General features: G+C 69.0%; 16 protein-coding genes. 11 read left to right on the forward strand and 5 right to left on the reverse strand.

Translation table 11 applies throughout. From position 1 onward, the window contains the following. Positions 1-21: 21 nt before the first annotated feature. Entirely contained in the window at positions 22-1248 is a 1227-nt protein-coding gene (coaBC, locus tag OV287_RS33250; protein WP_267538065.1) for a bifunctional phosphopantothenoylcysteine decarboxylase/phosphopantothenate--cysteine ligase CoaBC, read from the reverse strand. Positions 1249-1387: 139 nt separating this feature from the next. Here coaBC and OV287_RS33255 point away from each other — a divergent pair, with 139 nt between their 5' ends. Further along, on the forward strand, positions 1388-2479 hold the full coding sequence (locus OV287_RS33255; RefSeq protein WP_267538066.1) for an aquaporin: 1092 nt from the start codon (positions 1388-1390) through the stop codon (positions 2477-2479). Between the two features lie 92 nt (positions 2480-2571). Then, on the forward strand, positions 2572-2991 hold the full coding sequence (locus OV287_RS33260) for a GFA family protein (protein WP_267538067.1): 420 nt from the start codon (positions 2572-2574) through the stop codon (positions 2989-2991). Between the two features lie 143 nt (positions 2992-3134). Here OV287_RS33260 and OV287_RS33265 read toward each other — a convergent pair whose 3' ends face one another. The 4 genes from OV287_RS33265 to OV287_RS33280 form a co-directional block, all read right to left on the reverse strand. Then, entirely contained in the window at positions 3135-6107 is a 2973-nt protein-coding gene (locus OV287_RS33265; protein ID WP_267538068.1) for a carboxypeptidase regulatory-like domain-containing protein, read from the reverse strand. A gap of 104 nt (positions 6108-6211) precedes the next feature. Further along, the gene (locus OV287_RS33270; RefSeq protein WP_267542454.1) at positions 6212-7474 is read right to left on the reverse strand and encodes a Stp1/IreP family PP2C-type Ser/Thr phosphatase; all 1263 of its coding nucleotides are present in this window, start codon (positions 7472-7474) and stop codon (positions 6212-6214) included. Positions 7475-7553: 79 nt separating this feature from the next. Further along, positions 7554-8075 carry an FHA domain-containing protein gene (locus OV287_RS33275; protein ID WP_267538069.1) on the reverse strand — a complete coding sequence of 174 codons (522 nt, stop codon included), beginning with the start codon at positions 8073-8075 and terminating at the stop codon, positions 7554-7556. Positions 8076-8122: 47 nt separating this feature from the next. Further along, on the reverse strand, positions 8123-8734 hold the full coding sequence (locus tag OV287_RS33280; protein ID WP_267538070.1) for a hypothetical protein: 612 nt from the start codon (positions 8732-8734) through the stop codon (positions 8123-8125). A 120-nt stretch (positions 8735-8854) separates the two neighbouring features. Here OV287_RS33280 and OV287_RS33285 point away from each other — a divergent pair, with 120 nt between their 5' ends. The 9 genes from OV287_RS33285 (at position 8855) to OV287_RS33325 (ending at position 24678) form a co-directional block, all read left to right on the forward strand. Next, positions 8855-9067, forward strand: coding sequence for a hypothetical protein (locus OV287_RS33285; protein WP_267538071.1), 213 nt, complete (start codon positions 8855-8857; stop codon positions 9065-9067). 236 nt (positions 9068-9303) lie between these two features. After that, on the forward strand, positions 9304-10242 hold the full coding sequence (gene cysD / locus OV287_RS33290; RefSeq protein ID WP_267538072.1) for a sulfate adenylyltransferase subunit CysD: 939 nt from the start codon (positions 9304-9306) through the stop codon (positions 10240-10242). Further along, positions 10242-11495: a sulfate adenylyltransferase subunit 1 gene (locus OV287_RS33295; protein ID WP_267538073.1), complete on the forward strand. Its 1254-nt coding sequence runs from the start codon at positions 10242-10244 to the stop codon at positions 11493-11495. The genes cysD and OV287_RS33295 overlap by 1 nt, the downstream gene beginning before the upstream one ends. 30 nt (positions 11496-11525) lie before the next feature. Beyond that, on the forward strand, positions 11526-12119 hold the full coding sequence (gene cysC, locus OV287_RS33300; protein WP_267538074.1) for an adenylyl-sulfate kinase: 594 nt from the start codon (positions 11526-11528) through the stop codon (positions 12117-12119). Positions 12120-12272: 153 nt separating this feature from the next. Continuing rightward, positions 12273-12845 (forward strand): hypothetical protein, encoded by a 573-nt coding sequence (locus OV287_RS33305; protein ID WP_267538075.1) that lies wholly within the window; start codon positions 12273-12275, stop codon positions 12843-12845. Next, entirely contained in the window at positions 12842-13876 is a 1035-nt protein-coding gene (locus tag OV287_RS33310) for a M28 family peptidase (RefSeq protein ID WP_267538076.1), read from the forward strand. The genes OV287_RS33305 and OV287_RS33310 overlap by 4 nt, the downstream gene beginning before the upstream one ends. Continuing rightward, positions 13873-14436 (forward strand): hypothetical protein, encoded by a 564-nt coding sequence (locus tag OV287_RS33315; protein WP_267538077.1) that lies wholly within the window; start codon positions 13873-13875, stop codon positions 14434-14436. Before OV287_RS33310 ends, OV287_RS33315 begins: the two co-directional genes overlap by 4 nt. 96 nt (positions 14437-14532) lie before the next feature. Continuing rightward, positions 14533-19962, forward strand: coding sequence for a non-ribosomal peptide synthetase (locus tag OV287_RS33320; protein ID WP_267538078.1), 5430 nt, complete (start codon positions 14533-14535; stop codon positions 19960-19962). Positions 19963-20013: 51 nt separating this feature from the next. Then, positions 20014-24678, forward strand: coding sequence for a type I polyketide synthase (locus OV287_RS33325; protein WP_267538079.1), 4665 nt, complete (start codon positions 20014-20016; stop codon positions 24676-24678). Positions 24679-24691: the final 13 nt, after the last annotated feature.

The following is a 24691-nucleotide window of genomic DNA, read 5'->3' on the forward strand; positions in this document are numbered from 1 at the left end:
GAGGGAGAGGGAGATGGGGGCTCAGGGTTGCTGGGGTGGGAGGAGGTCCTTGATGAGGTCCAGGATGGACCGGGCCACCTCGCGCTTCGTCCCGGACAGTTCCTGCTGCTTCCCGTCCCGCGTCAGCACCGTCACATGGTTCGTGTCCACCCCGAAGCCCGCCCCCGGTGCCGTCACGTCGTTCGCCACGATCGCGTCCAGCCCCTTGCGCTCCAGTTTTCCCCGCGCGTACTCCACCACCCGCTGCGTCTCCGCTGCGAACCCCACCAGCACCGGCCGCTTCTCTCGTCCCGACACCCGGCGCGAGGCCTCGGCCAACACGTCCGGCGTGCGCACCAGCGTCAGCGTCTCCGGGCCCTCCGACTTCTTCACCTTCTGCGATGCTCGCGTCTGCGGCTTCCAGTCGCTCACCGCCGCAGACGCGATGAAACAGTCCACCTCTTCCACCCGCGCCAGCACCTCGCGGGCCATGTCCTCCGCAGTCACCACGTCCACCACTTCGTAGCCGCTCCGCTCCACCGCTCCCACCGGACCCAACACCACCGTCACCTCCGCCCCCATCGCCCGCGCCGCTTCCGCCATCGCCAACCCCATCTTCCCCGTCGAGGGATTGGAGATGAAGCGCACCGGATCCAGGTACTCGCGCGTGGGCCCCGCGGTGATGAGCACCCGCCGGCCCGCCAGGGGCCCCGGGTCGAACAAGCGCGCCGCTGCCGCCACGATGTCCCCCACCTCCGCCAACCGCCCCGCTCCCACGTCGCCACACGCCAGCATCCCCGCCCCCGGCCCCACCAGGTGGAAACGTCGCCCCGATGCCAGCGCCGTCACGTTCTCCTGCGTCCGCTCGTTCTCCCACATCGCCACGTTCATCGCGGGCGCCAGCAGCACCGGCCCTCGGAACGCCAGCAGCGACGTCGTCACCGCGTCGTTCCCCATCCCCGCCCGGATGCGCGCCAACAGGTCCGCCGTCGCCGGCGCCACCACGTACAGCTCCGCCCAGCGCGCCAGATCCAGGTGCCCGAAGTTCCCCTCCTGCGCGGGATCAAAGTAGTCCGTCAGCACCGGATGCCCGCTGAGCGCCTGGAAGGTCAGCGGTGTGACGAACTGCTTCGCCGCCTCCGTCATCGCCACCCGCACCTGCGCCCCGGCGCGCCCCAGCTCGCGCACCAATTCGCACGCCTTGTACGCCGCGATGCCGCCGCCCACTCCGACGATTACCCGGCGTCCCTGCAGAGCCGAAGCCTTCATGCTGGCTTCCTTACGCTCGCGGGGGCGGGCTCGCAACCTCCTCTGAGGTGCCCCGCCTGTCCGGCGTCCGTCACCTTTGACGAACGTCGGGGTGAGGCGTACCGTCCTCGCTCGACGTGCAGAGGCGGAGGGCCACGCGATGACTGCTGCGAGCCAGGCCCCGGCGGGACCTACCCAGGGACGTCTGAACAGGCCCCGGCGCCTCGTGGTCGAGGCCCTCGGTTGTGGACTGCTGGTGGTGGCTCTCGAGGGCGCCCACCATGGCGCCGAGCACCTGGGCGTGAGTGCCGCCGATGAGCGACTCTTCATGTCGCTGGCGGCCGGTGCCGTGCTCGCCTGCCTCACCCTGGTGCTCCAACCCCTCTCGGGCGCGCACTTCAATCCGGCCCTCACATTCGCCGATGCACTGGAGGACAACACTCCCTGGCGCGATGTCCCCCGCTATGTGCTCGCCCAGTTGCTCGGCGGACTGGCGGGCCGGCTGGTGGCGCACGTCATGTGCGGAGAGCCCCTGCTCATCGCCACACGGGCTCCAGCGGCCAGCTCGGCGCAGTTCCTCACGGAGCTGGTCTCTACCTTTGGACTGCTCGTGGTCGTGCGTGGCTGCGTACGCACCCGTCCGGCGGCCACGCCGCTCGCCGTGGCCGGCTACGTGGCCGCCACCGTGTGGTTCACCGACTCGCGCTCCCTGGCCAACCCCGCGCTGATCCTCGCACGCGCATTCAGCACTCATGCCGGGGCCGTGCATCCACTCGACGTCGAGTCGTTCATCGCCGCCCAGTTGCTCGGAGCAGCGCTCGCGGTGTGCCTCTTCCGCTGGCTGCTGGTGCAGAACGTGAAGCCCTCCCGGCCCCGGACGATCGTCTTCCACTGCTCGCAGGCAGGCGTCGCCGAGCTCGCCGCAACCCTCTTCAATCAACTGGCGTCTTCCGAGCGGGCCCGCGCCATTCCCAGTCCCCTGTCCACCGGGCACATGCAGGAGTTGCCAGCCCCGAACGAGCCGCCTCCGCTCGTGGTACGGCTGGTAGCGGCGGGTGAGTCGTCGGCTGGTACAAGCTCCGGGACGGTGTGCTGGAACCTGCCCCTCCACGACAGCACCACTCCGGACGGGGAGCGGCAGTTGCGCGCAGCGCTGCGAGCGCCCCTGCAGCGGTTCCTGCGCGACCATGGTTGGCTGCGCCTGTATGCCGTGGGAGACACGGTCCACGAGGAGGCCCGGGAGACCCCTTGAGGGGTTCCGCCGCGAGGTAGCGAACGCTTGTCCTCGCCGCGAGATGGGCCTACGACGCCGTTCCGCGTACTACTTCCTCAGGAGGTGTATCCGTGCCTGTTCCCTTCACCGGAGGCTGTGCCTGTGGGGCCATTCGTTATGAGAGCTCCGCCGCACCCCTCGCCGTGCTCAACTGCCACTGCCGAGATTGCCAGCGCTCCAGTGGCACGGGGTTCACCACGGTCGCCATCGTCCCCACGGACTCGCTGCGCCTGCTTCAGGGCACCCCCAAGCGACATCTGTCGACCGCGGAGAGCGGCAACGAGGTGCGCCGCGAGTTCTGCGCGGAGTGCGGCACGCCGCTGTTCGCCGGCGGCGGCATCCCGGCTCAATTCATCGCCATCAAGGTCGGCAGTCTCGATGACCCCAGTTGGTGCGCGCCCATGCTCGACATCTGGACGCAGAGCGCACAGCCCTGGGACTTGATGAACCACTCTCTTCCGAAGTTCCCGAAGAACATTCCTCCAAGGTGAAGGACTGGGTCCTGACCCTCACCCCAGCCCTCTCCCAGAGGGAGAGGGGGCATAGCAACCCGGGTTCCTCGATACCCTCACCCCGACCCTCTCCCGAGGGGAGAGGGAGTGTATGCGGGTGTGCACGCGGGGGGTGGCTCGCCTCACGGGTCGAGGATGATGTCTCCCGAGGTCGGTAGCTGCACCGTGCGCACCACCGGGCCTTCCTCCATATCCGTGTGGAAGTTCGTCCAGATCAGCGTGTAGCGCCCCGGCGGGAAGCCCTGCAGCGTTATCCGCTCTCCTCCCGGCTGGTAGAGCAACTGCCCGTAGCCCACCCGCATCAGCGCCGTCGGCGGGTTGGTGACGGCGCCCACGTCCCCGGCGAGCACCCACAGCGCCTTGCCCCGCTGAGGCTTGAGCTGCACCGTCACCGCAGCCGATCCCGGTGCCGGTCCGATGTCCAAGCGCTTCTCCCCTCCCTCCACCTGCACCAGCAGCGCCGGCTCTCCGGAGAACTCGCGCGCCACGCCCAGTGCGAAGCGGTAGTGGCCTGGCGCAACGTCCACGCTGTAGCGCCCATCCGGCCCCGTGACGATGCTCACCGGCTCGCCCCGGTCCGCGTGGACTCCCTCCAACTGGAAGCCCGCCGCTGGCCTGCCGTCTGCTCCGTACACCGTCCCATACAGCTTCGTGGCTGGCTTCAACACCAGCTCCACCGTCCGCTGTCCCTCGCGCGAGGCCGCCGCCGAGGCACTCAGCCGCCCCTTGCGCGCCGTCACGGTGAACTTCGCCACGAAGGGCGGGCTCGGCAGCGTGAAGCGTCCGTCCGGCCCCGTCATCACCGAGTCCTCACACGCATCGCACCCCACCACCGCGTCCGCCACCGGCCCTCCACCCTCGTCCCGCACCAGCCCCGTCACCGACGGCGCTCGCTCCAGCACCAGCTCACCCAGGTCGCGCGGCTGCACCGGCCTGTCCACCATCAACGGTTCGAAGCCCGGCGCCTCCACCGACACGATGACGCGATCTCCCGCCGTCTGCAGCGGCACTTCGAAACGCCCATCCCCACTTGCCACGTCGTGCTCGTCCAGCCGGAAGCGCCGCACCGGCTCGCCGTCCGAGGCCACCACTCGCCCGCTGAACATCCCGCGCTCCTCCATCACCACCTGCACCCGCTCGCCCCCGGCCGAGCCCTGCACACGCTCGCGCTGGTCGTACCTCGAGTGCCGCGCCTCCACGAGGTAGGGACGCCCGGGCTTCAGCGCGCGCACCTCGAAGTGCCCCTGTGCGTCCGTCACCACCGGCTCGGCCATGCGCGGCAGCACCGACACCGAGGCCTCCGCCACCGGCGCGCCCCGCGTATCCACCACCTCGCCCTGGAGCACCGCTCCCGGCTCGAGCGTCACCGTCACCCGCTGCGTCTGCCCGTCCACCACCTCCACCTTCTGCCGCTCCGAGGGCAGGTAGTCCCGGTGCGTGGCCACCAACGAGTACGTCCCCGGCGGCAGCCCGCGCATGGGCACCATCCCGTCCGGCCCCGAGGAGGTGTCACTGCGGAAGACGTTCTCGTTGTCCACCCACAACACCACGTCGGCGCCCTCCAGCCGGCGCCCCTCCCCCATCACCGTCACCTCCAGCGCCGCCCGGGGCTCCAGCTCCAGCTTCACCCCTTCGGCCGGAGCCGTCGCCTTCACCTGCCCACCGCCCCATTCGGAGTGGTGCGCGTGCAGCTCGTACAGGCCCGGCGTAGGCACCGCCGCAGCGAAGTTGCCCTCCCCGTCCGCCGTCACCGAGTCGCCCGTGGGCTGCACCAGCACCGACACGTTGGGCGCCGGCCGGCCGTACGGGTCCAACACCTGCCCGGTAATCAGCGTGGCCTGGGCCAGCTCCAGCTCCAGCGACGTCTCGCCTTGCTTCACCCGCGCCGGCAATTGCGCTTCCCGGTAGCCCCGAGCACGACCCTCCAGCACGTAGTCCCCCACGGCCAGCGGACCAAACTGCACCAGCGCTCCCGTGGACGGCTTCTGCGACTGGATGGCCGTGCCTCGAGAGGTGCGCAACACCAGCTCCGGCGAAGGCACCGGTTGTCCGGACTCGTCCACCACCGTGACGAGCAGCGTCCCCGCCTCCTCCAACTCGAGCGTCACCTGCGTGAGCTGCTCGCTCAACGTGAGCGTCCGGGGAATCGCACCCAGCTTCCCGGCCTCGGCCGTCACCACCAGCTCATCCGGGTACAGCCCCTCGAAGCGCGCCACCCCGCCCTCGGCACGCGCCTCCCGCGCCAGGTGGTCCGCCTTCAGCCGCACCGTGGCCGTCACGGGCGTCCCCTGATGGGTGACGCGCACCTCCAGCGTCCGCGAGGCCTCCAGCCTCAACCTCACCGGCTGAGGGCCCGCCTCCACCAGGGGCTCCACCGCCGGAAGGAAGCCGTCCGCGGTGGCCAGCACGTAGAAAGGCCCCTCGCCCAGTCCGGACAGAGTGAAGGTTCCATTCGGCCCCGCCACTGTCTCGGACGGCAGCGGCACCTTGCGCGACACCGCATACACACGCGCGCCCGCGAGCCCCTGGCCCGCCCCATCCACCACTTGCCCGCCGATGCTCCGCAGCGGAGGCAGGTACAGGTCCACCGGCTCTCCCGGGGCCGCGCGCTCGCGCATGGCCGCGCCGAAGCCCGGAGCCCGAGCCCACACGGAGAAAGACACCCCCGCCAGGCGCTCGAAACGGAAACGCCCCTGCGCGTCCGTGCGCGCGGTGGCCTTTGGCTGCAGGAAACCTCGCGCCTGCTCGAAGAAGGCCAGCGCGTGCGGTCCGCTCTCCCGGGCCGGACAGGCCAACAGCGCCTGTCCACACTCGTCACAGCGCACCGAGTTGAGCGTCTTCTGTGCGCTCGCGGACAAGGACACGTCCGCGCCCGCCACGGGCTTGCCGGAGGAGTCCAGCACCCGCCCCGTCAGGGTGAGGCCCTCCGAGTCCCCGGAGGACACCTCCACCGCTTCGAAGTCGGGCAACACACGCGCCGCGGACGAATCCACGGCGGACACCGGCGGCGGAGGTGGCGTACCCCGAGGCCACAACACCGCCACCGCCACGATGACCAGGGCGGCTGCCGCCCCTATAACGAACCATTTGCGCATGGGACGGTGCGGGACGTTACCCCCGCAGCCGGCCTGCCAACCGACATTCTCGGCCGTTCATTCCGGCCGAGTCGCCCTTCCGACGTCCTCCACCCGCCGGGTGCTCACTCCTCGGCGAACGGCTGGATGGCCTGCGCCACGGCCAGCTCCTGCCTCGCCTCGCTCAGCTCCGAGTTGGTGGCCCGCAGCCGGTCCGACAGCACCTGGACGAAGCTCCACAGCATCTTCACCGCCAGGATGGACTCGCGCTTCATGAGTCCCATCAGATCCGAGCGCGAGATGACCATGGTGCGCGTGGGCTCGACCGCCCGCACGGTGGCCGAGCGGGGGGCGTTGTCGATGAGCCCCATCTCTCCGAAGTGCCCACCGGGCCGCAGCTCGGCGATCTCCACCCCGCTCTTCTCGATGACCACCCGGCCGCGGATGACCACGAAGAGCTCCTCGCCCGGCTGGCCCTCCACCACAATCTCCCTCCCGGCCGGGAAGGTGCGCGTGGTGGCGATGGACAGCACCGCCGTCTGCTCCTTGTAGGTGAGGTGGCGGAAGAGCGGAATCTTGCGCAGCGCCTCCATGCGGCTCTGCGCCTCGGAGGTCTCCGCCTCCATGGTGCCTTCGCCGGAGACCTTCACCACCACCGCGGTGATGTTGTCCTTGCCGCCGCGCTCGTTGGCCAGGTCCACGAACCGCTTGGGCAGATCCGACGGCTGCGAGCCCTGCACCAGCGGCAGCACCTCGTCGTCGTCCAGGTAGCCGTGCAGACCGTCCGAGCACAGCAGGAACAGGTCGCCCGGGAACAGATCGACAATGAGGGTGTCAACCTGGACGGACTCCTGGATACCCACCGCGCGGGTAATGACGTTGCGGTACTGCGAGGTGGCGGCCTGCTCCTTGGTGATGGTGCCGGCCTTGAGCTGGGCGGCCACCAGGGTGTGATCCTCGGTGAGCCGGTGGCACTGGCCATGACGCACCAGGTAGATGCGCGAGTCACCCACATGGCCAATCACACCCTTGTTGCCGCTCACGGCGAGGCACACGAAGGTGGTGCCCATACCGCGCTTGGTGGGGTCCGCCAGGGCCATGCGGAAGATGTCCGCGCACGCGCGCTGGATGGCCACCTCCATCAGGGCCTGGGCCGCGTTGCGCGCGTCCTGGCTCGTGTTGGTGCTCAGATCCTTGAGGAGGTGCCGGTTGGACACCATGTGCTGGCGGACCACCTCGGTGGCTCGCATGCTGGCCACCTCGCCGGCCGCATGGCCTCCCATGCCATCGGCCACGATGAACAGGCCGAGCGAGGCGTCCACGAGCATCGAATCTTCATTGTGCTGCCGCTTCCGGCCTACGTCGGTCAGGCCGAACGCCTCTGTCATCAATGGCACCGCGAACGCTCCCTGTTCCCCCGAAAGGGGTGAGTCACACGATATGAAGCCCGTGAAAGGGCTGACAAGCTCACGGTCCCAACCGCCGCGAGAGCACCTTCGTAAAACCGCTCGCCAGATAGAAGGTGACCTCCACCTGGCCAAAGCGCAGGCGGATCCCATCCGTGATGGGCGACGGCCTCCGGGGGGTCAACCGCACCCCGCCCACGAACGAGCCGTTCTTCGAGCCCGCATCCGTGAGGATGAAGCGGCCATCCGTCTCGCGCTGGAACCAGGCGTGAAAGCGCGACACCGTGCCGTCGTCGAGCACCACGTCGTTGTTGCCCGTCCGCCCCACCGTGATTCCCCGGCCGAACGCGTTCTCTTGATTCTTTACAACTGGGAAAACGATGGGCTCGCCCACCCCCAGCATCGGTGTGGACACGTTGGTGAGCGTCCGGAAATGGTGGTGCGTCTCATCGTCGTCTCCCTCGGGCGCACCCACCAGAGCTGGCGCGGGCGAGAACACGAGCACCGCCGCTGGCAGCGTGCGCTCATAGTCCGCCCTCTCTCGCTGAAAGCGGCCGATGTGGAGGCTGAGAAGCTCGACCATTTCGCTACACACTTCACCCCACCCGGGGGGTCTGGGTCCAGAGGCCCCTAGCGCCAGTCCGCATAGATTCCCAGTTGCAGTCCGCCAATGTAGGACCGCGCCAGGCTCGAGCGTCTGTAGTTGTAGGGATCACTATATCCCACCGCCAGACCGAGGGAAACGGCGCCAAAGCGGTAGCCGAGCCGCGCACGGCCATCCAACAGCCCCCCCCAGTAGGACTCCTCGTCCTTGGAGCCATTGCTGAAGCGGGCGTGGAGCCATGCGGGGCCGGTGCCGACCTGGAAGCCCCACTCCAGGCCGGGCGTCCGCCGCCGGCTGGTGTAGCCCACGGAGAACAGCAGCGAGTAGAGCTGGAGCGACGTCATGTCCACGTCGTCCCCCTCCACGATGGTGTCCGGCTTGACGAGCGCGAAAGAGGCGAGGGGCTCAATCAGGATGCCCAGGGTGTCAGAGCGGCCCTGGAAGAACACCACCTGCCATTGCAGACGCGCCTGGGGGAGGATGGCCCCTTCACGGATGGTGGTGCCCACGAAGGCAGCTCGGGGCAGCCAGGGAGGCGTGGGCGAGGCCACCGGCCCACGAGGCCGGGGCGTCTGCGCCATGGCGGCCGAGGCCAGACACAGAGTGAACAAAAGGCAGGGGACGAAGCTCCGATTCATGACGCTCCCTTACCTCGTGTCCGGCCAGGGCTTGTCAAGCGCTTGTCAACGAAGGTTTACGTTGGCTATAGCACGTTACCCCCCTCCTGTACGTGAGGGTTCCAAGGAGTCGTTTCCCACATGCCCAGTGCGTCAACGCGTACAGGCAACACGAAGAAGAGTCCCGCGCGGACTGAAACCCTGGTCCGCAAGGCGGCAGCAGCCGCCACGGGCCTGCTGGACCAGAGTGAGCGCGTGCTGGTCGTCTACGACGAGGGAGGGGCAACCCTCTATTACGAGTCGGACGACGCGGAGGATGGAATAGGCCGCCGAAAGCTGCCTCGAGCCTCCTGAAGTGCCTGAAGTGTGAAGTGACGCGGCGTGCCGACTGCGCCGCCCGGAGCCCTGGACCGTACGTCTCCGGAATGAAGCACCCAGCCGGTGTCCCACCCGAGCTCCGCTCGGCCCCACCGATGAGCGCCGTCACAGGGAACGGCGCCCGGTACTTCCTCCTCCAGCCCATCCAGCATCGAGACCCCCAGCGGGCACTGGATTGCAGGATTTCCCAAATTATCCGTTGAAGTATGGACATGCCGGGCTCGCCCGGGCGATGCTGTGACGGGATGAGTCACGAGCTGTCGCACCTGCAGGCGCTGGAAGCAGAATCCATTTTCATTATTCGAGAAGTGGTGGCCGAATTCTCGCGGCCCGTTCTCCTTTTCTCAGGTGGCAAGGATTCCGCGGTGATGCTGTGGCTGGCGGAGAAGGCCTTCGCCCCCGCGCCCCTGCCCTTCCCGCTGATGCACGTGGACACGGGGCACAACTTCCCCGAGGTGCTCACGTACCGGGATGAGCGAGCAGCCGCCCTGGGCGCGCGCCTGCTGGTGGCCTCCGTGCAGGAGTTCATCGACTCGGGCCGCCTGGTGGAGGAGAAGGGCCCGCGCGCCTCGCGCAACCGGCTGCAGACGGCCCCGCTGCTGGACGCCATCGAGAAGCACCAGTTCGACGCCGTCTTCGGTGGTGCCCGCCGCGACGAGGAGAAGGCCCGCGCCAAGGAGCGTGTCTTCTCCTTCCGCGACGAGTTTGGCCAGTGGGACCCCAAGAACCAGCGTCCCGAGCTGTGGAACCTCTACAACGGCCGCCACCGCCGAGGGGAGCACATCCGCGTCTTCCCCCTGTCCAACTGGACCGAGATGGACATCTGGCAATACATCGCCCAGGAGCAGATTCCCCTGCCCTCCATCTACTTCAGCCACCGGCGCGAGGTGTTCCGCCGCGACGGCATGCTGATGGCGTGCTCGCCCTACCTGCCGCTGCTGCCGGGGGAGCAGGCGACGACGGCCCAGGTGCGCTTCCGCACCGTGGGCGACATGACGTGCACCGCCTGCGTCGAGTCCACCGCTACTCGGGTGGAGGACGTCATCGCCGAGGTCTCCGCCTCCCGAGTCACCGAGCGCGGCGCCAGCCGGGCCGACGACAAGTTCAGCGAGACGGCCATGGAAGACCGTAAGCGCGAGGGATACTTCTAATGGAGCTGCTCAGATTCGCCACCGCCGGCTCGGTCGACGACGGCAAGAGCACCCTCATTGGCCGGCTGCTCTTCGACACCAAGTCCATCTTCGAGGACCAGCTCACCTCCGTGGAGCGCACCAGCAAGGCGCGCGGGGACGAGTACACCAACCTCGCCCTCCTCATGGACGGCCTGCGCGCCGAGCGGGAGCAGGGGATAACCATCGACGTGGCCTACCGCTACTTCGCCACGCCGAGGCGCAAGTTCATCATCGCGGACACCCCGGGCCACATTCAGTACACGCGCAACATGGTGACGGGCGCCTCCACGGCGGACCTTGCCCTCATCCTCGTGGATGCGCGCAAGGGCCTGCTGGAGCAGACGCGGCGCCACGCCTTCATCGCCTCGCTGCTGCGCGTGCCCCACGTGGTGCTGTGCGTCAACAAGATGGACCTGGTGGGCTACGACGAGTCCATCTTCGAGGCCATCAAGCAGGAGTTCCGCCAGTTCTCCATGAAGCTGGAGCTGACGGATCTCACCTTCATCCCCATCTCGGCGCTCAACGGCGACAACGTGGTGACGCGCTCGGAGAAGATGCCCTGGTACCAGGGCCCCGTGCTGCTGCACCACCTGGAGAACGTACACATCGCCTCGGACCGCAACCTCATCCAGGTGCGCTTCCCGGTGCAGTACGTGTCCCGGCCCATCTCCAAGAAGCTCCACGACTACCGGGCGTACTCGGGACAGTTGCTGGGCGGCGTGATGCGACCGGGCGATGAGGTGATGGTGCTGCCCTCGGGCTTCACCTCGCGCATCCGCGCCATCGAGCTCGCGGGCAAACCCGTGGAAGAGGCCTTCCCTCCCATGTCCGTCAACATCTCGCTGACGGACGAGCTCGACATCAGCCGCGGCGACATGCTGTGCCGGCCGGGCAACCCGCCCACCGTCGCGCAGGACATTGACGCCATGGTGTGCTGGATGGTGGAGCAGCCGCTGCAGGCAGGCGCGAAGCTGGCCATCAAGCACACCACGCGCTCGGCCCGGGCCCTCATCAAGGACGTCCAGTACCGGATCGACGTCAACACGCTGCACCGGGACGAGCAGGGCAAGTCCCTCAAGCTGAACGAGGTGGGCAGGGTCAAGCTGCGCACGACCGTGCCGCTCTTCTTCGACGAGTACAGGCGCAATCGCCACACCGGCAGCTTCATCCTCATTGACGAGGGGACGAATGCCACGGTGGGCGCAGGTATGATCAACAGCCCCGCGAGTTGAGTGGCGGGCGGAGGCACAGGGGGCCCATCCGTGAGTCAGCAAGCTTCAGCAGCAGCGCGTCCAGCCGAGGCCGGCGCGGTACAGCCTCGGGGTTTCATCCTCTGGTTCACCGGCATGTCCGGTGCGGGCAAGAGCACGCTCTCCACGGCACTCCGCCGCCGGCTGGAGGGGGCGCACTCCGTCGAGGTGCTCGACGGGGACGAGGTCCGCACCTTCCTGTCGCGAGGCCTGGGCTTCACCAAGCCTGATCGGGAGGAGAACATCCGGCGCATCGGCTACGTGGCGCGGGTGCTCGCCCGGCACCGCGTGGCCGTCATCTCCGCGGCCATCTCCCCCTACCGGGACTCGCGCAACGAGGTCCGCCGGCTGGCCACGGAGGCGGGCATCCCCTTCGTCGAGGTGTACGCGAAGGCCAGCCTGGACGCGCTCGTCCACCGTGACGTGAAAGGTCTCTACAAGAAGGCCCTGGCGGGAGAAATCCCCCACTTCACCGGTGTGTCGGACCCCTACGAACCTCCCGAATCACCCGAGATCACCGTCTACACCGACTCGGAGACGGTGGAGCAGAGCGTGGAGCGCATCCTGGCCACGCTCCGTCAGCAGGGACTTACCGCGCAACACTGAAGTGCCGGAGGACGGGAGAGCCCACGCTCCCGGCCACTACCTGACATGTCATTGTGCGAGGCCCGCCGTCTGATTCAGGCTGCTGGCCCCACAGCAAACAGGCAAGCCTGCCATCCCCCCCCAATGCAAGCACACCACTCAAGAGCGATTCTCGTGGGCGCGCTGCTCTTCGGTTCAGCCGTGATGGCCGAGCCCGTCGAGCCGGCCAGGCCCATCTCCCAGGCTGTCTCGGTCGGATACACCAACCTCCGCACCCTGTCCTGGTACATCCCCTCCTGGCCAACCAATGCCCTGGACGCGACGTACCTGCGTGCCGCGGGCACCGAGGGCTTCAGGAGCAACCTGTACTACGGAGGTGGGCTGCGGGTCGCCGTCCCCTTCCCCCCCGAGCCCGTGGGCGCGGCCTTCCCGCTCGAGATCTTCGCCCGCGCGGAGCTGAGGACGCGCCTGGGCATCTGGGAGCCCGCGGGAGGCCTCGAGCTGGGCACGACGCTGATCCCCCCGCTCTGGCCGTACCGGCGGCTGCCCACGGCCCATGAGCAGAACCAGAAGGACGCTGAGCTGCACGGCCCCGCCTACTTCGCCATCCACGCCGCGCCCCTGCGCTTCCATGTCGGCCGCTTCGTGCTGGGTGGACCCGAGCTGCAGTTCGGCCCCGTGGGCCCGCCCTTGGGCACCGTGGTCCGGCTCCAGGTCGGCCTGGCTCGCTTGGAGATGAAGCTATGACTTTCGCGTTTCGCCGCTCCCTCGTCCTCGCCGCCACGGGCCTCGGCCTGCTCGGCACCTCCGCGTGCGCCCCGACCCAGCTCGAAGGCGCCGATCTGCCAGCCCTCCAGGCGCTCTCCGAGGAGATCGACCAGGAGCGCGTCTGGAACGATCTCATCACGCTGGCGGAGCAGCACAGAACGGACACGCCGCGCGACTGCACCGGGTTTCCGGGCAAGAGCTTCCCCGAGCTGTGCAACCTCTCCAACAAGAACTCGGGAGAGTGGCTGAAGGCCCAGTTCGAGTCGTTCGGTCTGCCGGTGAGCATGGAGACGTCGACCGACAACGACGTGCCCAACACCAACATCGTCGCGGAGCTCCGGGGCACTTCGAAGCCCGAGGAGATCATCCTGGTCGGCGCCCACTTCGACGCCTTCTGGCAGGGTGCCGATGACAACAGCAGCGGCGTGGTGGCCGTGGTGGAGCTGGCCCGGGTGCTGTCGCAGTACCAATTCGATCGCACCATCCGCTTCGTCGGGTTCGATCTCGAGGAGATCGGCATCATCGGTAGCCACCGCTACGTCAATGCGCACCCGAATGAGAACGTGGTGACCGCACTCGTCTTCGACTGCATCGGGTTCTACTCCGACAAGGAAGGCTCGCAGCAGTCGCTGCCCGGCCTGCCCTCGCCGAGCAAGGGGAACTTCCTGGCCATCATCGCCAATGACCAGTCCGCCGGTGAGGCCTCGGACCTCTTCTCGCTCAGCAACGAGCTGAAGCTCATGAGCACGGTCCCGATGATCGCGGGCGGCCGGGGCACCTCCACCCTGAGCGAGCCCCTGACGCGCAGCGATCACGTGCCCTTCTGGTTCGCCGATCAGAAGGCCCTGTTCCTCACCGACACCGCGAACTTCCGCAACCCCAACTACCACACGGAGAAGGACACGCCGGACACGTTGGACAAGGTGCGCATGACCCAGGCGATCCGCCTGGCCGCCACCGCGCTTGCTTACTGGGCGGATGGAATGAAGCCGAGGACGACACCGCTATGAAGACCTCTCATCACTCGATGGCCCGGGCCGGAGCGCTCGCACTGGCGTTGGGCACGCTCATGGCGCCCCCCGGCACCGCCCGGGCCGAGGAGTCCTCCTCTTCCCTGCGCCACCGGTTCTCCGCCTACGTGACGTCAGGCGCGCAGATCTACCTGTCCAGCGCCCGGACGATCGGCGGCGTTGGCGGGGGTATCGGCGTCCGGGACACCGTGAACGACCTGTTCATCCTCCAGGCCGATCTCAGCTACCTGGCGCTGCTCGGCAACGGGGGCGCCCTGCGCGTGGGAGCCGGAGTGCAGCGGCCCGGCACGTGGTCCCCCGCGGCTCTGCTCACGGTGAACACCCTCTTCGGTGAGCGCCTGAGCTTCCTGACGCCCGAGCACCCCGCCCGGATTCCGGGCCCCGCCGTGTCCGTGGGCCTCACGCTCGCCCCGGTGCGATTCGACGTGCAGTCGGTGCAGTTCTCCATTCTCGAGCTCGGCCTGGGCGTTGGCTCGGACCTGCCCGGACTGGGTCTCAACTATTCGGTGGGCGTGCTGGAAGTCGGAGCCACCTTCTAACGTCGCCCCGTACTCGAAGTCCGAACCTTTCCCCACGCGCCGCTGGCCTCCCAGCGGCCGCGATGGGCGCCCTATGGCGCAAGACGAGGAGACTCCATGAGCAGCGCATCCCCCGCCCTTCCAGACGTGCGCATCGACACGCTCGTCGAGCTCCTGCGGACCTGGTCGCAGCGTGAGCCCGACTTCCGTGGCTACACGTTCCTGATCGACGGCGAGAGCGAGGAGGCTCACCTCTCGTACGCGGAGCTGGACCGCAAGGCACGCGCCATCGCGGCCTCGCTGCAGCGCATGGGAGCTCAGGGTCAGCGCGCCCTGCTGCTCTACCCGCCAGGACTGGACTACATCGCGGGCTACTTCGGCTGTCTCTACGCTGGCGTCACCGCCGTCCCCATCTATCCGCCGGACCCGATGCGGCTGGGCCGCACCCTGCCCCGGCTGCTCGCCATCAGCAACGACGCACAAGCCACGGTGGCGCTCACCACCGACTTCATCCTCGGCATGGCCGAGATGCTCTTCGAGCAGGCCCCGGAGCTGAAGTCGCTGCAGTGGATGGCCACGGACACGCTCGATGCCGCCGTGGCCGAGCAGTGGAAGGACCCGGGCGCGCGCCCCGACACGCTGGCCTTCCTCCAGTACACCTCGGGCTCCACCAGCACGCCCAAGGGCGTGATGCTCACGCACTCCAACCTGCTGCACAACCTGAAGCTCATCCACGCGTGCTTCGGGCACTCGCGCAAGAGCCAGGGTGTCATCTGGCTGCCGCCCTACCACGACATGGGCCTCATCGGCGGCATCCTCCAGCCGCTCTACGGAGGCTTCCCCGTCACGCTCCTGTCGCCCGTGGACTTCTTGAAGAAGCCCCTGCGCTGGCTACAGGCCATCTCCAAGTACAAGGCCACCACCAGCGGCGGCCCCAACTTCGCCTTCGATCTGTGCACGCGGAAGGTCACCCCCGAGGAGCTCGCGGCGCTGGACCTGAGCCACTGGGACCTGGCCTTCAACGGCGCCGAGCCGATCCGCCCCGAGACGCTCAAGCGCTTCACGGAGACCTTCAAGTCCGCCGGCTTCCGTGAGCAGGCCTACTACCCCTGCTACGGACTCGCCGAGGCCACGCTCATTGTCACCGGCGGCCATAAGGCGGAGGTACCCATCCAGCGCACCTTCGACACGGTGGCGCTCCAGAAGAGCCGCGCGGAGATTGTCTCCACCTCTCTGCCAACCGCGCAGACCCAGGTGGGCTCCGGCCGCTGCCTCACGGATCAGAAGATGCTCATCGTCCACCCCGATACGGGCGCCCTGTGCCCCGAGGGTGAGGTGGGTGAGATCTGGGTGTCCGGCCCCAGCGTGGCCCAGGGTTACTGGAGCCAGCCCGAGGCCACCGCCCGCGCGTTCCACGGCGTGCCCCAGGGCGCGACGGATGGACTTCGCTTCCTGCGCACCGGAGACCTCGGCTTCCTCCTCGAGGGAGAGCTGTTCATCACCGCGCGCCTCAAGGACCTCATCATCATCCGCGGCCGTAACCACTACCCGCAGGACCTCGAGCAGACGGTGGAGCGGACCCACCCGTCCCTGCGGCCTGGCTGCGGCGCGGCGTTCGCCATCGATGTCCAGGGCGAGGAGCGCCTGGTGGTGGCCCATGAGATCGACCGCAAGGCTGTCGAGTCCGGCAGCGTCGACCTGGAGGGCCTCGCGCAGACCATCCGCCAGGCCATCGCGGACCAGCATGAGTTGCAGGCCCACGGTGTGCTGCTGCTGCAGGCCGGCAGCATCCCCAAGACGTCCAGCGGGAAGATCCAGCGCCACGCCACCAAGAAGGAGTTCCTCTCCGACAGCCTGGAGATCGTCCACAAGAGCATCCTGGACGCCCCTCCCGCGGTGAAGGAGCAGGCCGCCGCCCCCAAGCGTGAGCCGAGCTTCATCCAGAAGGCGCTGGCCGCCGTGCAGGATCCCCAGGTGCGCCACTCGCTCCTGCTGCTGCACATTCAGGAGCAGGCCTCCCACGTGCTGCGCGTTCCCACCAGCCAGCTCGATGCGAACAAGCCGCTCTACGCCTTCGGCATGGACTCGCTGATGGCCGTGGACCTGAAGAGCACCGTCGAGTCGAGCCTCGGCATCGAGATGCCGCTCTCCGACGTCATGCAGGGGCCCACCCTCTCGAAGCTGACGGAGCTCGTCCTCGGCTACCTGGCCGCGCCCCAGGCCGCCACCGCGAAGGAGACCCCGAAGCCTCGCGCCGACGGTGACGCGCCTCTGTCCGGCGGACAGCAGGCCCTGTGGTTCCTGCACCAGCTCGCGCCCGAGAGCTCCGCGTACCACGTGCCCGTCGCCGTGCGCGTCCGCTCCGCGCTGGACGTGGCGGCCCTGCGGCGCTCCGTCGAGACGCTCGTCGCTCGCCACCCCGCGCTGCGCACCACGTTCACCATGACCCCCACGGGTCCCGTCCAGCACGTGCACGCGCAGCTCGCGCTCGACTTCGAGACCGTGGACGCCGCGGCGCTCGGCCAGGCGGAGCTGGATGCGCGCCTCACCGACGAGGCGAAGAAACCCTTCGACCTGGAGCACGGGCCGCTGCTGCGCGTGCGCGTCTTCACCCGCTCGGCCCAGGAGCACGTGCTGCTCATCACGATGCACCACATCGTCACCGACTTCTGGTCGCTGGCGGTGCTGGCCGAGGAGCTCGACGTCCTCTATCCCGCCGAGTGCGCGGGCAAGAAGGCCGAGCTGCCCGCCCTGGAGACGACCTGCGCCGACTCCGCTCGCGAGCAGGCCGCGATGCTCACCGGTCCCCGGGGCCAGGCGCTCGAGAAGTACTGGCGCGAGCAGCTCGGCGGTGAGCTGCCCGTGCTCAACCTGCCCACGGACCACCCGCGCCCGCCCGTCCAGACCTTCAACGGCCGCATCCACACCACCCGGCTGGATGCTCCGCTCGTGGAGAAGCTCAAGGCGCTCGCCCAGGCCCAGAGATCCACGCTGGCCATGGTGCTGCAGTCCGCCTTCCAGGTGCTCCTGCACCGCTACACCGGCCAGCAGGACTTCACCCTCGGCGTGGTGAGCGCCGGCCGCAACAAGGCCGACCTCGCCCGCGTCGCCGGCTACTACGTCAATCCGCTCGTCCTGCGCACCCGGCCCTCGCCGGAGCAGTCCTTCGAGTCGTTCCTCGCCCGCACCCGGCAGACGACCCTGGACGCCTTCGAGCACCAGGACTACCCCTTCAACACCCTCGTCGAGCGCATCCAGCCGGCGCGTGATCCCAGCCGCTCGCCGCTCTTCCAGGTGATGTTCTCCTACCAGCGGGCCTACAAGCTCGACGAGCGCGGCCTCACGCCCTTCGCCCTGGACATCGCAGGGGCCCAGGCGCAGCTCGCCGGCTTGAAGCTCGAGTCCCTCACGCTGGAGCACCACGTCGCCCAGTTCGACCTGACGCTGACCCTCGGCGAGGCGGACGGCGGCATGGTCGCCTCCTTCGAGTACAACACCGACCTCTTCGAGGCGGGCTCCATCGCTCGCATGGCCGGGCACCTGCGCACCCTGCTCGGCGGCATCGTCGCGGATCCGCGCAAGCCGCTCGCCCAGCTGCCCCTGCTCACCGACGCCGAGCGTCAACAGCTCCTCGTCGAGTGGCACGGCGCGCACGTGGCCCTGCCCGCGGACCAGAACGTCCCCGCGATGTTCGCCGCGCAGGCCGAGCGCACCCCCGACGCCACCGCCGTGCTCTTCAAGGACGAGCGGCTCTCCTACCGCGAGCTGCGGGAGCGCGCCGGACGGCTCGCCTCGTGGCTGCGCTCCGAGGGCGTGGGCCCCGGCTCCATCGTTGGCCTCTGCCTGGAGCGCTCGCTGGAGACGATCGTCTCCGTGCTCGCCGTCCTCCAGACCGGCGCCGCTTACGTGCCGCTCGACCCGGCCTACCCCGCCGAGCGTCTGGCCTACATCCTCGACGACGCCCAGGTCCCCGTCCTGCTCACCCAGTCCTGGCTGCGCCGCCAGCTCGGGCAGCTCTCCTCGAAGGACGGCGAGGTCCGCGTCCTCTGCCTGGACACCGACATGGACTGGAGCACGGGCACCGAGGCGTCCTCGGCCCACCTCCAGCCGAACGACCTCGCGTGCCTCATCTACACCTCCGGCTCCACCGGCCAGCCCAAGGGCGTGATGCTGGAGCACACCGGCATCACCAACCTGGTCCGCTCGTTCATCGACTCGTACCAGCCCGGTGAGAAGGACCGCATCCTCCCGCTCACCTCGCTCTCCTCGGCCAGCTTCGTGGGAGAGATCCTCCCGCTGCTGTGCGCCGGTGGCACCCTCGTGCTGCCCACCGAGGATGAGATCCTCGACCTGGAGAAGCTCTTCGAGCTGATCGCCCGGCAGTCCATCTCCATCGTCAGCACCGTGCCCGCCGTGCTCGCCGGGCTCAACGCTCGCAGGGACGAGCTGCCCCCGCTGCGGCTCGTGCTCAGCGGCGGCGAGGCCCTCGTGGCCGCCGACATGGAGCGCCTGGTCGGCACTACCCAGGTGGTCAACGGCTACGGCCTCACCGAGACCACCGTCTGCTCGACCTACTACCCCATCCGCGCCGAGGACCTGCAAGGCCACACCTGGGTCCCGATCGGCAAGCCCGTCATCAACACGTCCGTGTACGTGCTCGATGCCCAGCGCAACCTGCTGCCCGTGGGCTGCCCGGGTGAGCTGTACGTGGGCGGCGTGGGACTCGCGCGGGGCTACTGGCGCCGCCCGGAGCTGTCCTCCGAGCGCTTCATCCCCCACCCGTTCAAGCCCAACGAGCGTCTGTACCGCACCGGCGACATGGCCCGCTGGCTGCCCGACGGCGTGCTGGAGTACCTCGCCCGCGTCGATGACCAGGTGAAGATCCGCGGCTTCCGCATCGAGCTGGGCGAGGTCGAGGCGGCCCTCAAGCAGCACCCCGAGGTGCGCGAGGCCTTCGTCATGGCGCGCGAGGACTCGCCGGGCGACAAGCGGCTGGTGGCGTACGTGGTGCTCGCCAACGCGGCGCTGACGAGCAGCGATCTACACGCGGCGCTGGCGGAGCAGCTCCCGCCGTACATGATTCCCTCCGCGTTCATGCCGCTGGCCTCGCTGCCGCTGTCGCCCAACGGCAAGGTGGACACCAAGGCCCTGCCCGTGCCCGAAGGTGAGCGCCCCGCCCTGGCCGCCGCCTACGTCGCGCCCCAGAGCTCGCTCGAGCGCGACATCGCCACCATCTGGCAGGAGATCCTCAAGGTCGACCGCGTCGGCCTCCACGACAACTTCTTCGAGCTCGGCGGCAACTCCATGCTCATCGCCCGGGTGCACCGCCGCCTGCGCGAGGAGCTGAAGACCGAGCTCGCGCTCGTGGACATGTTCAAGTACTCGACCGTCAGCGCCCTGGCGCAGTTCCTCAGCCGCAAGCCGGACGAGTCCTCCCTCTCCAACGCCGCGCAGAAGCTCAAGGATGAGGCCGACAAGCGCAAGGCCGCCATGGGCAAGCGCCAGCAGGCCGCCCAGGCCCGGCTGCGCAAACCCGGCGGCAAGTAACCCCATCCCCTCCTTTTCCCCTGACTCCCTAGATGGACCCGGAACACGCCCATGACCACTGAGACCACTCCCGAGCTGGAAGGGATCGCAATCGTCGGATTGGCTGCCCACGTCCCTGGCTCGCGGACGATCGCCGAGTTCTGGAAGAACCTGCGCGATGGTGTCGAGTCCATCTCGTTCTTCTCCGACGAGGAGCTGATTTCAACGGGGATTGACCCCTCGCTGGTGCGCGCGCCCAACTACATCAAGGCGTGCGGCATCCTGGGGGACACGGACCAGTTCGACGCGGCGTTCTTCGGGCTCAACCCGCGCGAGGCGGCGTTGATGGACCCGCAGCACCGAGTCTTCCTGCAGTGCGCCTGGGAGGCTCTGGAGACCGCGGGCTACAGCCCGGATCGGCAGCCGGGGCGAACGGGCGTGTTCGGCGGCATGAGCATGAACACGTACCTGCTCACCAACGTGTACCCGCACCTGTCGCACGTGGCGTCCGTGGAGAGCCTCCAGGCGTCCATCGGCAACGACAAGGACGCGCTCACCACCGAGGTGGCCTACCGGCTCAACCTCAAGGGGCCGGCCGTCACCATCCAGTCGTCCTCGTCCACGTCGCTCACCGCCATCCACTACGCCTGCCAGAGCCTGCTCAACTACGAGTGCGACATGGCCCTGGCCGGCGGCGTGTCCATCCACTTCCCGGAGAAGCAGGGCTACCTGTACTACGAGGGCGGCACCACCGCGCCCGACGGTCACTGCCGTCCCTACGACGCCAAGGGCCAGGGCTTCGTCTCCGGACACGGCGCGGGCGTGGTGGCGCTGCGGCGCCTGGCGGACGCCGTTGCATCCGGTGACACCATCTACGCCGTCGTGAAGGCCACGGCGGTGAACAACGACGGCTCGCAGAAGGTGAGCTACATGGCCCCCAGCGTCGAGGGCCAGGCCGAGGTCGTCTCCCTCGCGCAGGCCATCGCGGGCGTCGAGCCGGACTCCATCGGCTACATCGAGGGCCACGGCACCGCTACCCTCATGGGAGACCCCATCGAGATCGCCGGCCTCACGCAGGCGTTCCGCGCCGGCACCGACAAGAAGGGCTTCTGCGCGATCGGCTCCGTGAAGAGCAACATCGGCCACCTGGACTCGGCCGCGGGCGCGGTGGGCCTCATCAAGGCCGCGCTGGTGCTCCACCACAAGCAGATCCCCGCCACCCTCCACTTCGAGTCGCCCAACCCGGCCATCGACTTCGCCAATAGCCCCTTCTACGTGAACGCGAAGCTGTCCGACTGGCCCGAGGGCGAGACTCCGCGCCGCGCGGGCGTCACGTCCCTGGGCATGGGCGGCACCAACGCGCACGCCATCCTCGAGGAGACTCCCGAGCTCCCCGCCACCGACAAGCCGCGCCGCCCGTCCCAGGTGCTGATGATCTCGGCGCGCTCGGACGCCTCGCTGGAGGCCGCCACGGACCGGCTCGTCTCGCACCTGCGCGCCAACCCGGACCTGAGCCTCGCCGACGTCGCCTATACGCTCCAGGTGGGCCGCAAGCGCTTCGGCCGCCGCCGCACCCTGGTGGCCAACTCCTTGTCGGACGCGCTCGAGGCCCTGTCCTCGCGTGACCCCGCCCGCGTCTTCACCGGTGGCCAGGAGACCGAGGGTCGCCCGGTCATGTTCATGTTCTCCGGCCAGGGCGCCCAGTACGTGGACATGGGCCGGCACCTCTACGAGTCCGAGCCCGTCTTCCGCGACGAGGTGGACGCCTGCTCGAAGAAGCTCGAGAAGCACCTCGGCTTCGATCTGCGCACCGTCCTCTACCCGCCCGAGGCCGGACGCGAGGCCGCCACCGAGCGCCTCAAGCAGACCGCCATCACCCAGCCCGCCCTGTTCGTCATCGAGTACGCGCTCGCGAAGCTGTGGATGTCGTGGGGCCTCAAGCCCCAGGCGATGATCGGTCACAGCATCGGTGAGTACGTAGCCGCCTGCCTCGCCGGTGTGTTCACCCTGGAGGACGCACTGGCGCTCGTGGCCGCGCGCGGCCGGCTGATGCAGCAGATGCCCGCCGGCTCCATGCTCGCCATCCCCATGGCCGAGGCCCAGGTGCTGCCCCTGCTCGGCACTGAGCTCTCGCTCGCCGCCGTCAACAGCCCCGAGACCTGCGTTGTCGCCGGCCCTCCCCCCGCCATCGACGCGCTCGCGGACAAGTTCACCGCCCAGGCCATCGCCACCACCCGCCTGCACACCTCACACGCGTTCCACTCGTCCATGATGGACCCCATCCTGGATGCGTTCCGCGAGCAGGTCCGGCGCGTCTCGCGGCAGGTGCCGCAGCTCCCCTACCTGTCCAACGTCACCGGCAAGTGGATCACCGCCGAGGAGGCCACCAGCCCCGACTACTGGGCCAGGCACCTGCGCCAGGCCGTGCGCTTCGCCGATGGCTTGAACGAGCTGCTCAAGGAGAAGGACGCCATCTTCCTGGAGGTCGGCCCCGGCCAGACGCTCACCACGCTCGCCCGGCAGCACCCGGCGAAGGCCGCCCAGCACGTGGTCCTCAACTCCTTGCGCCACCCGCGCGAGCAGAAGAACGACCTGGACTTCCTCCTGAATACGCTCGGCCGCCTGTGGCTCGCCGGCATCGAGCCAGACTGGGACGCCTTCTACGGCGACGAGAAGCGCCGCCGCATCCCCCTGCCGACGTCCCCCTTCGAGCGCCAGCGCCACTGGGTGGATCCGCCCAAGGACCACGCTCATGGCAAGTCCAAGGGCGCCGCCGCGGACAAGAAGCAGGAGGTGTCGCGGTGGTTCTACCTGCCCTCGTGGCAGCGCGCCCTCCCGCCCTCGGCCGCGTGGAGCGAGCAGAAGGCGTGCTGGTGGCTGCTCCTTCCCGAGTCGCACGGCAATGGGCTGGGTGCCAGCCTGACCCGGCGCCTCGCGGAGGCTGGTCAGCAGGCCATCATCGTCACTCCGGGCACGCACCTCGCGCAGCTCGGCGAGCGCCACTGGTCCATCAACCCGCGCGAGGCCGCGGACTTCGCGTCCCTGCTCCAGCAGCTCTCCGCCCAGGGACTCGGGCCCGACCGCATCCTCCACCTCTGGAGCGCGGTCCCCGAGGGCACCTTCGGGGCGCAGGGAGCCTCGTTCGACAAGGCCCAGGAGCAGGGCTTCCACAGCCTGCTGTTCCTCGCCCAGGCGCTCGGCCGCCAGGAGGCGAAGCCCGTATCGCTCACCGTCGTCACCCACCGGATGCAGGCGCTCGGTGATGAGCTGCCCAACCCCGAGCGGGCCACTGTACTCGGCCCGGTGCGCGTCATTCCCCAGGAGTACCCGCACCTCTCCTGCAAGTCCGTGGACGTGAGCCTGCCCGCGCCGGGGAGCTGGCAGGAGGCCCACCTCACCGAGCAGCTCCTCGCCGAGGGCGCCGAGGACTCCCGGAGCCAGAACGTCATCGCGTACCGCGGCCAGCAGCGCCAGGTGCAGGTGTTCGAGGCCGTCCCCGCTCGCGAGCCGGGCTACGTCCCGCTGCGTGACAAGGGCGTCTACCTCCTGCTCGGCGGCTTCGGCACCATCGGCTACAGCCATGCCGAGGTGCTCGCGAAGCGCGCCCAGGCTCGGCTCGTGCTCGTCGGCCGCTCCGCCCTGCCCGAGCGCTCCACGTGGGACTCGTGGCTGGCCTCGCATGATGAGAAGGACCCCATCGGCCAGCGCATCCGCAAGGTGCGCGCGCTCGAGGCCCTGGGCGCCGAGGTGCTCGTGGCCAGCGCGGACGTGGCCGACCGGGCCCAGCTCCGCGCCGTCGTCGAGCAGACCCTCTCGCGCTTCGGCGAGTTGCACGGCGTGGTGTTCGCCGCGGGCACGGTGGATGCCTCGCTGTTCCGCTCCGTCGCGGACGCCACCCCCGCCGACGCCCGCTTCCTCTTCCAGAGCCGTGCGCTCGGGCTCTACGCGCTCGAGGAGATGCTGCGCGGCCGGACGCTCGACTTCTGCATGCTGGCCTCGTCGCTCGCGGCGGTGCTCGGGGGCGTCGGACGGGCCTCGTACTCTGCGGCCATGAGCTTCATGGACGCGTTCGCCCTCCGCCAGACGCAGGAGTCCCCGGTGCCCTGGATGAGCGTGGGCTGGGATGCCTGGGCCGCCGACTCGGGCCCCAACCCGTTCGGTGCCCTGTCCATCTCCGCCAGCGAGGGCACCGAGGCCTTCACGCACCTGCTCTCCATGGGCGCGGTGGCCCAGGTCGCCGTCTCCACCAGCAACCTGCTGGCCCGCTTCGAGCAGACGGCTCGGCCCGAGCCCCAGAAGGCCGCCGACGCGCACAAGACCCAGCACGTGGTGCCCGACGCGCAGTCCCAGCAGGCCGCGCCCCGCCCCGCCATGCAGAACGCCTACGTGGCCCCGCGTGACGATCTGGAGGAGTCCGTCGCGAAGCTGTGGGAGTCCATGCTGGGCATCACCCAGGTGGGCATCCACGACAACTTCTTCGAGCTGGGTGGCAACTCGCTGGTGGGCATCAAGCTGATTGCCCGGGTGCGCGACCAGTTCGGCATCCAGATCCCCGCCGTCACCCTGTACGAGGGCCCGACGGTGGAGGCTCTGGCGAAGCTGCTCAAGGCCGCCTCGGGTGGCTCCGAGGATGGAGCCGAGGATGAGTCCAGCGAGTCCGACAGCCGCAGCCGTGGCGAGCGCCGCCGCGCCCGGAGACAGCGCCGCGGCAGCGATGACTCCGCCACCGAAGAATAGAACCGAGAACCCT

The organism is Archangium lansingense (genome assembly GCF_026626635.1).
Lineage (GTDB): Bacteria > Myxococcota > Myxococcia > Myxococcales > Myxococcaceae > Archangium > Archangium lansingense.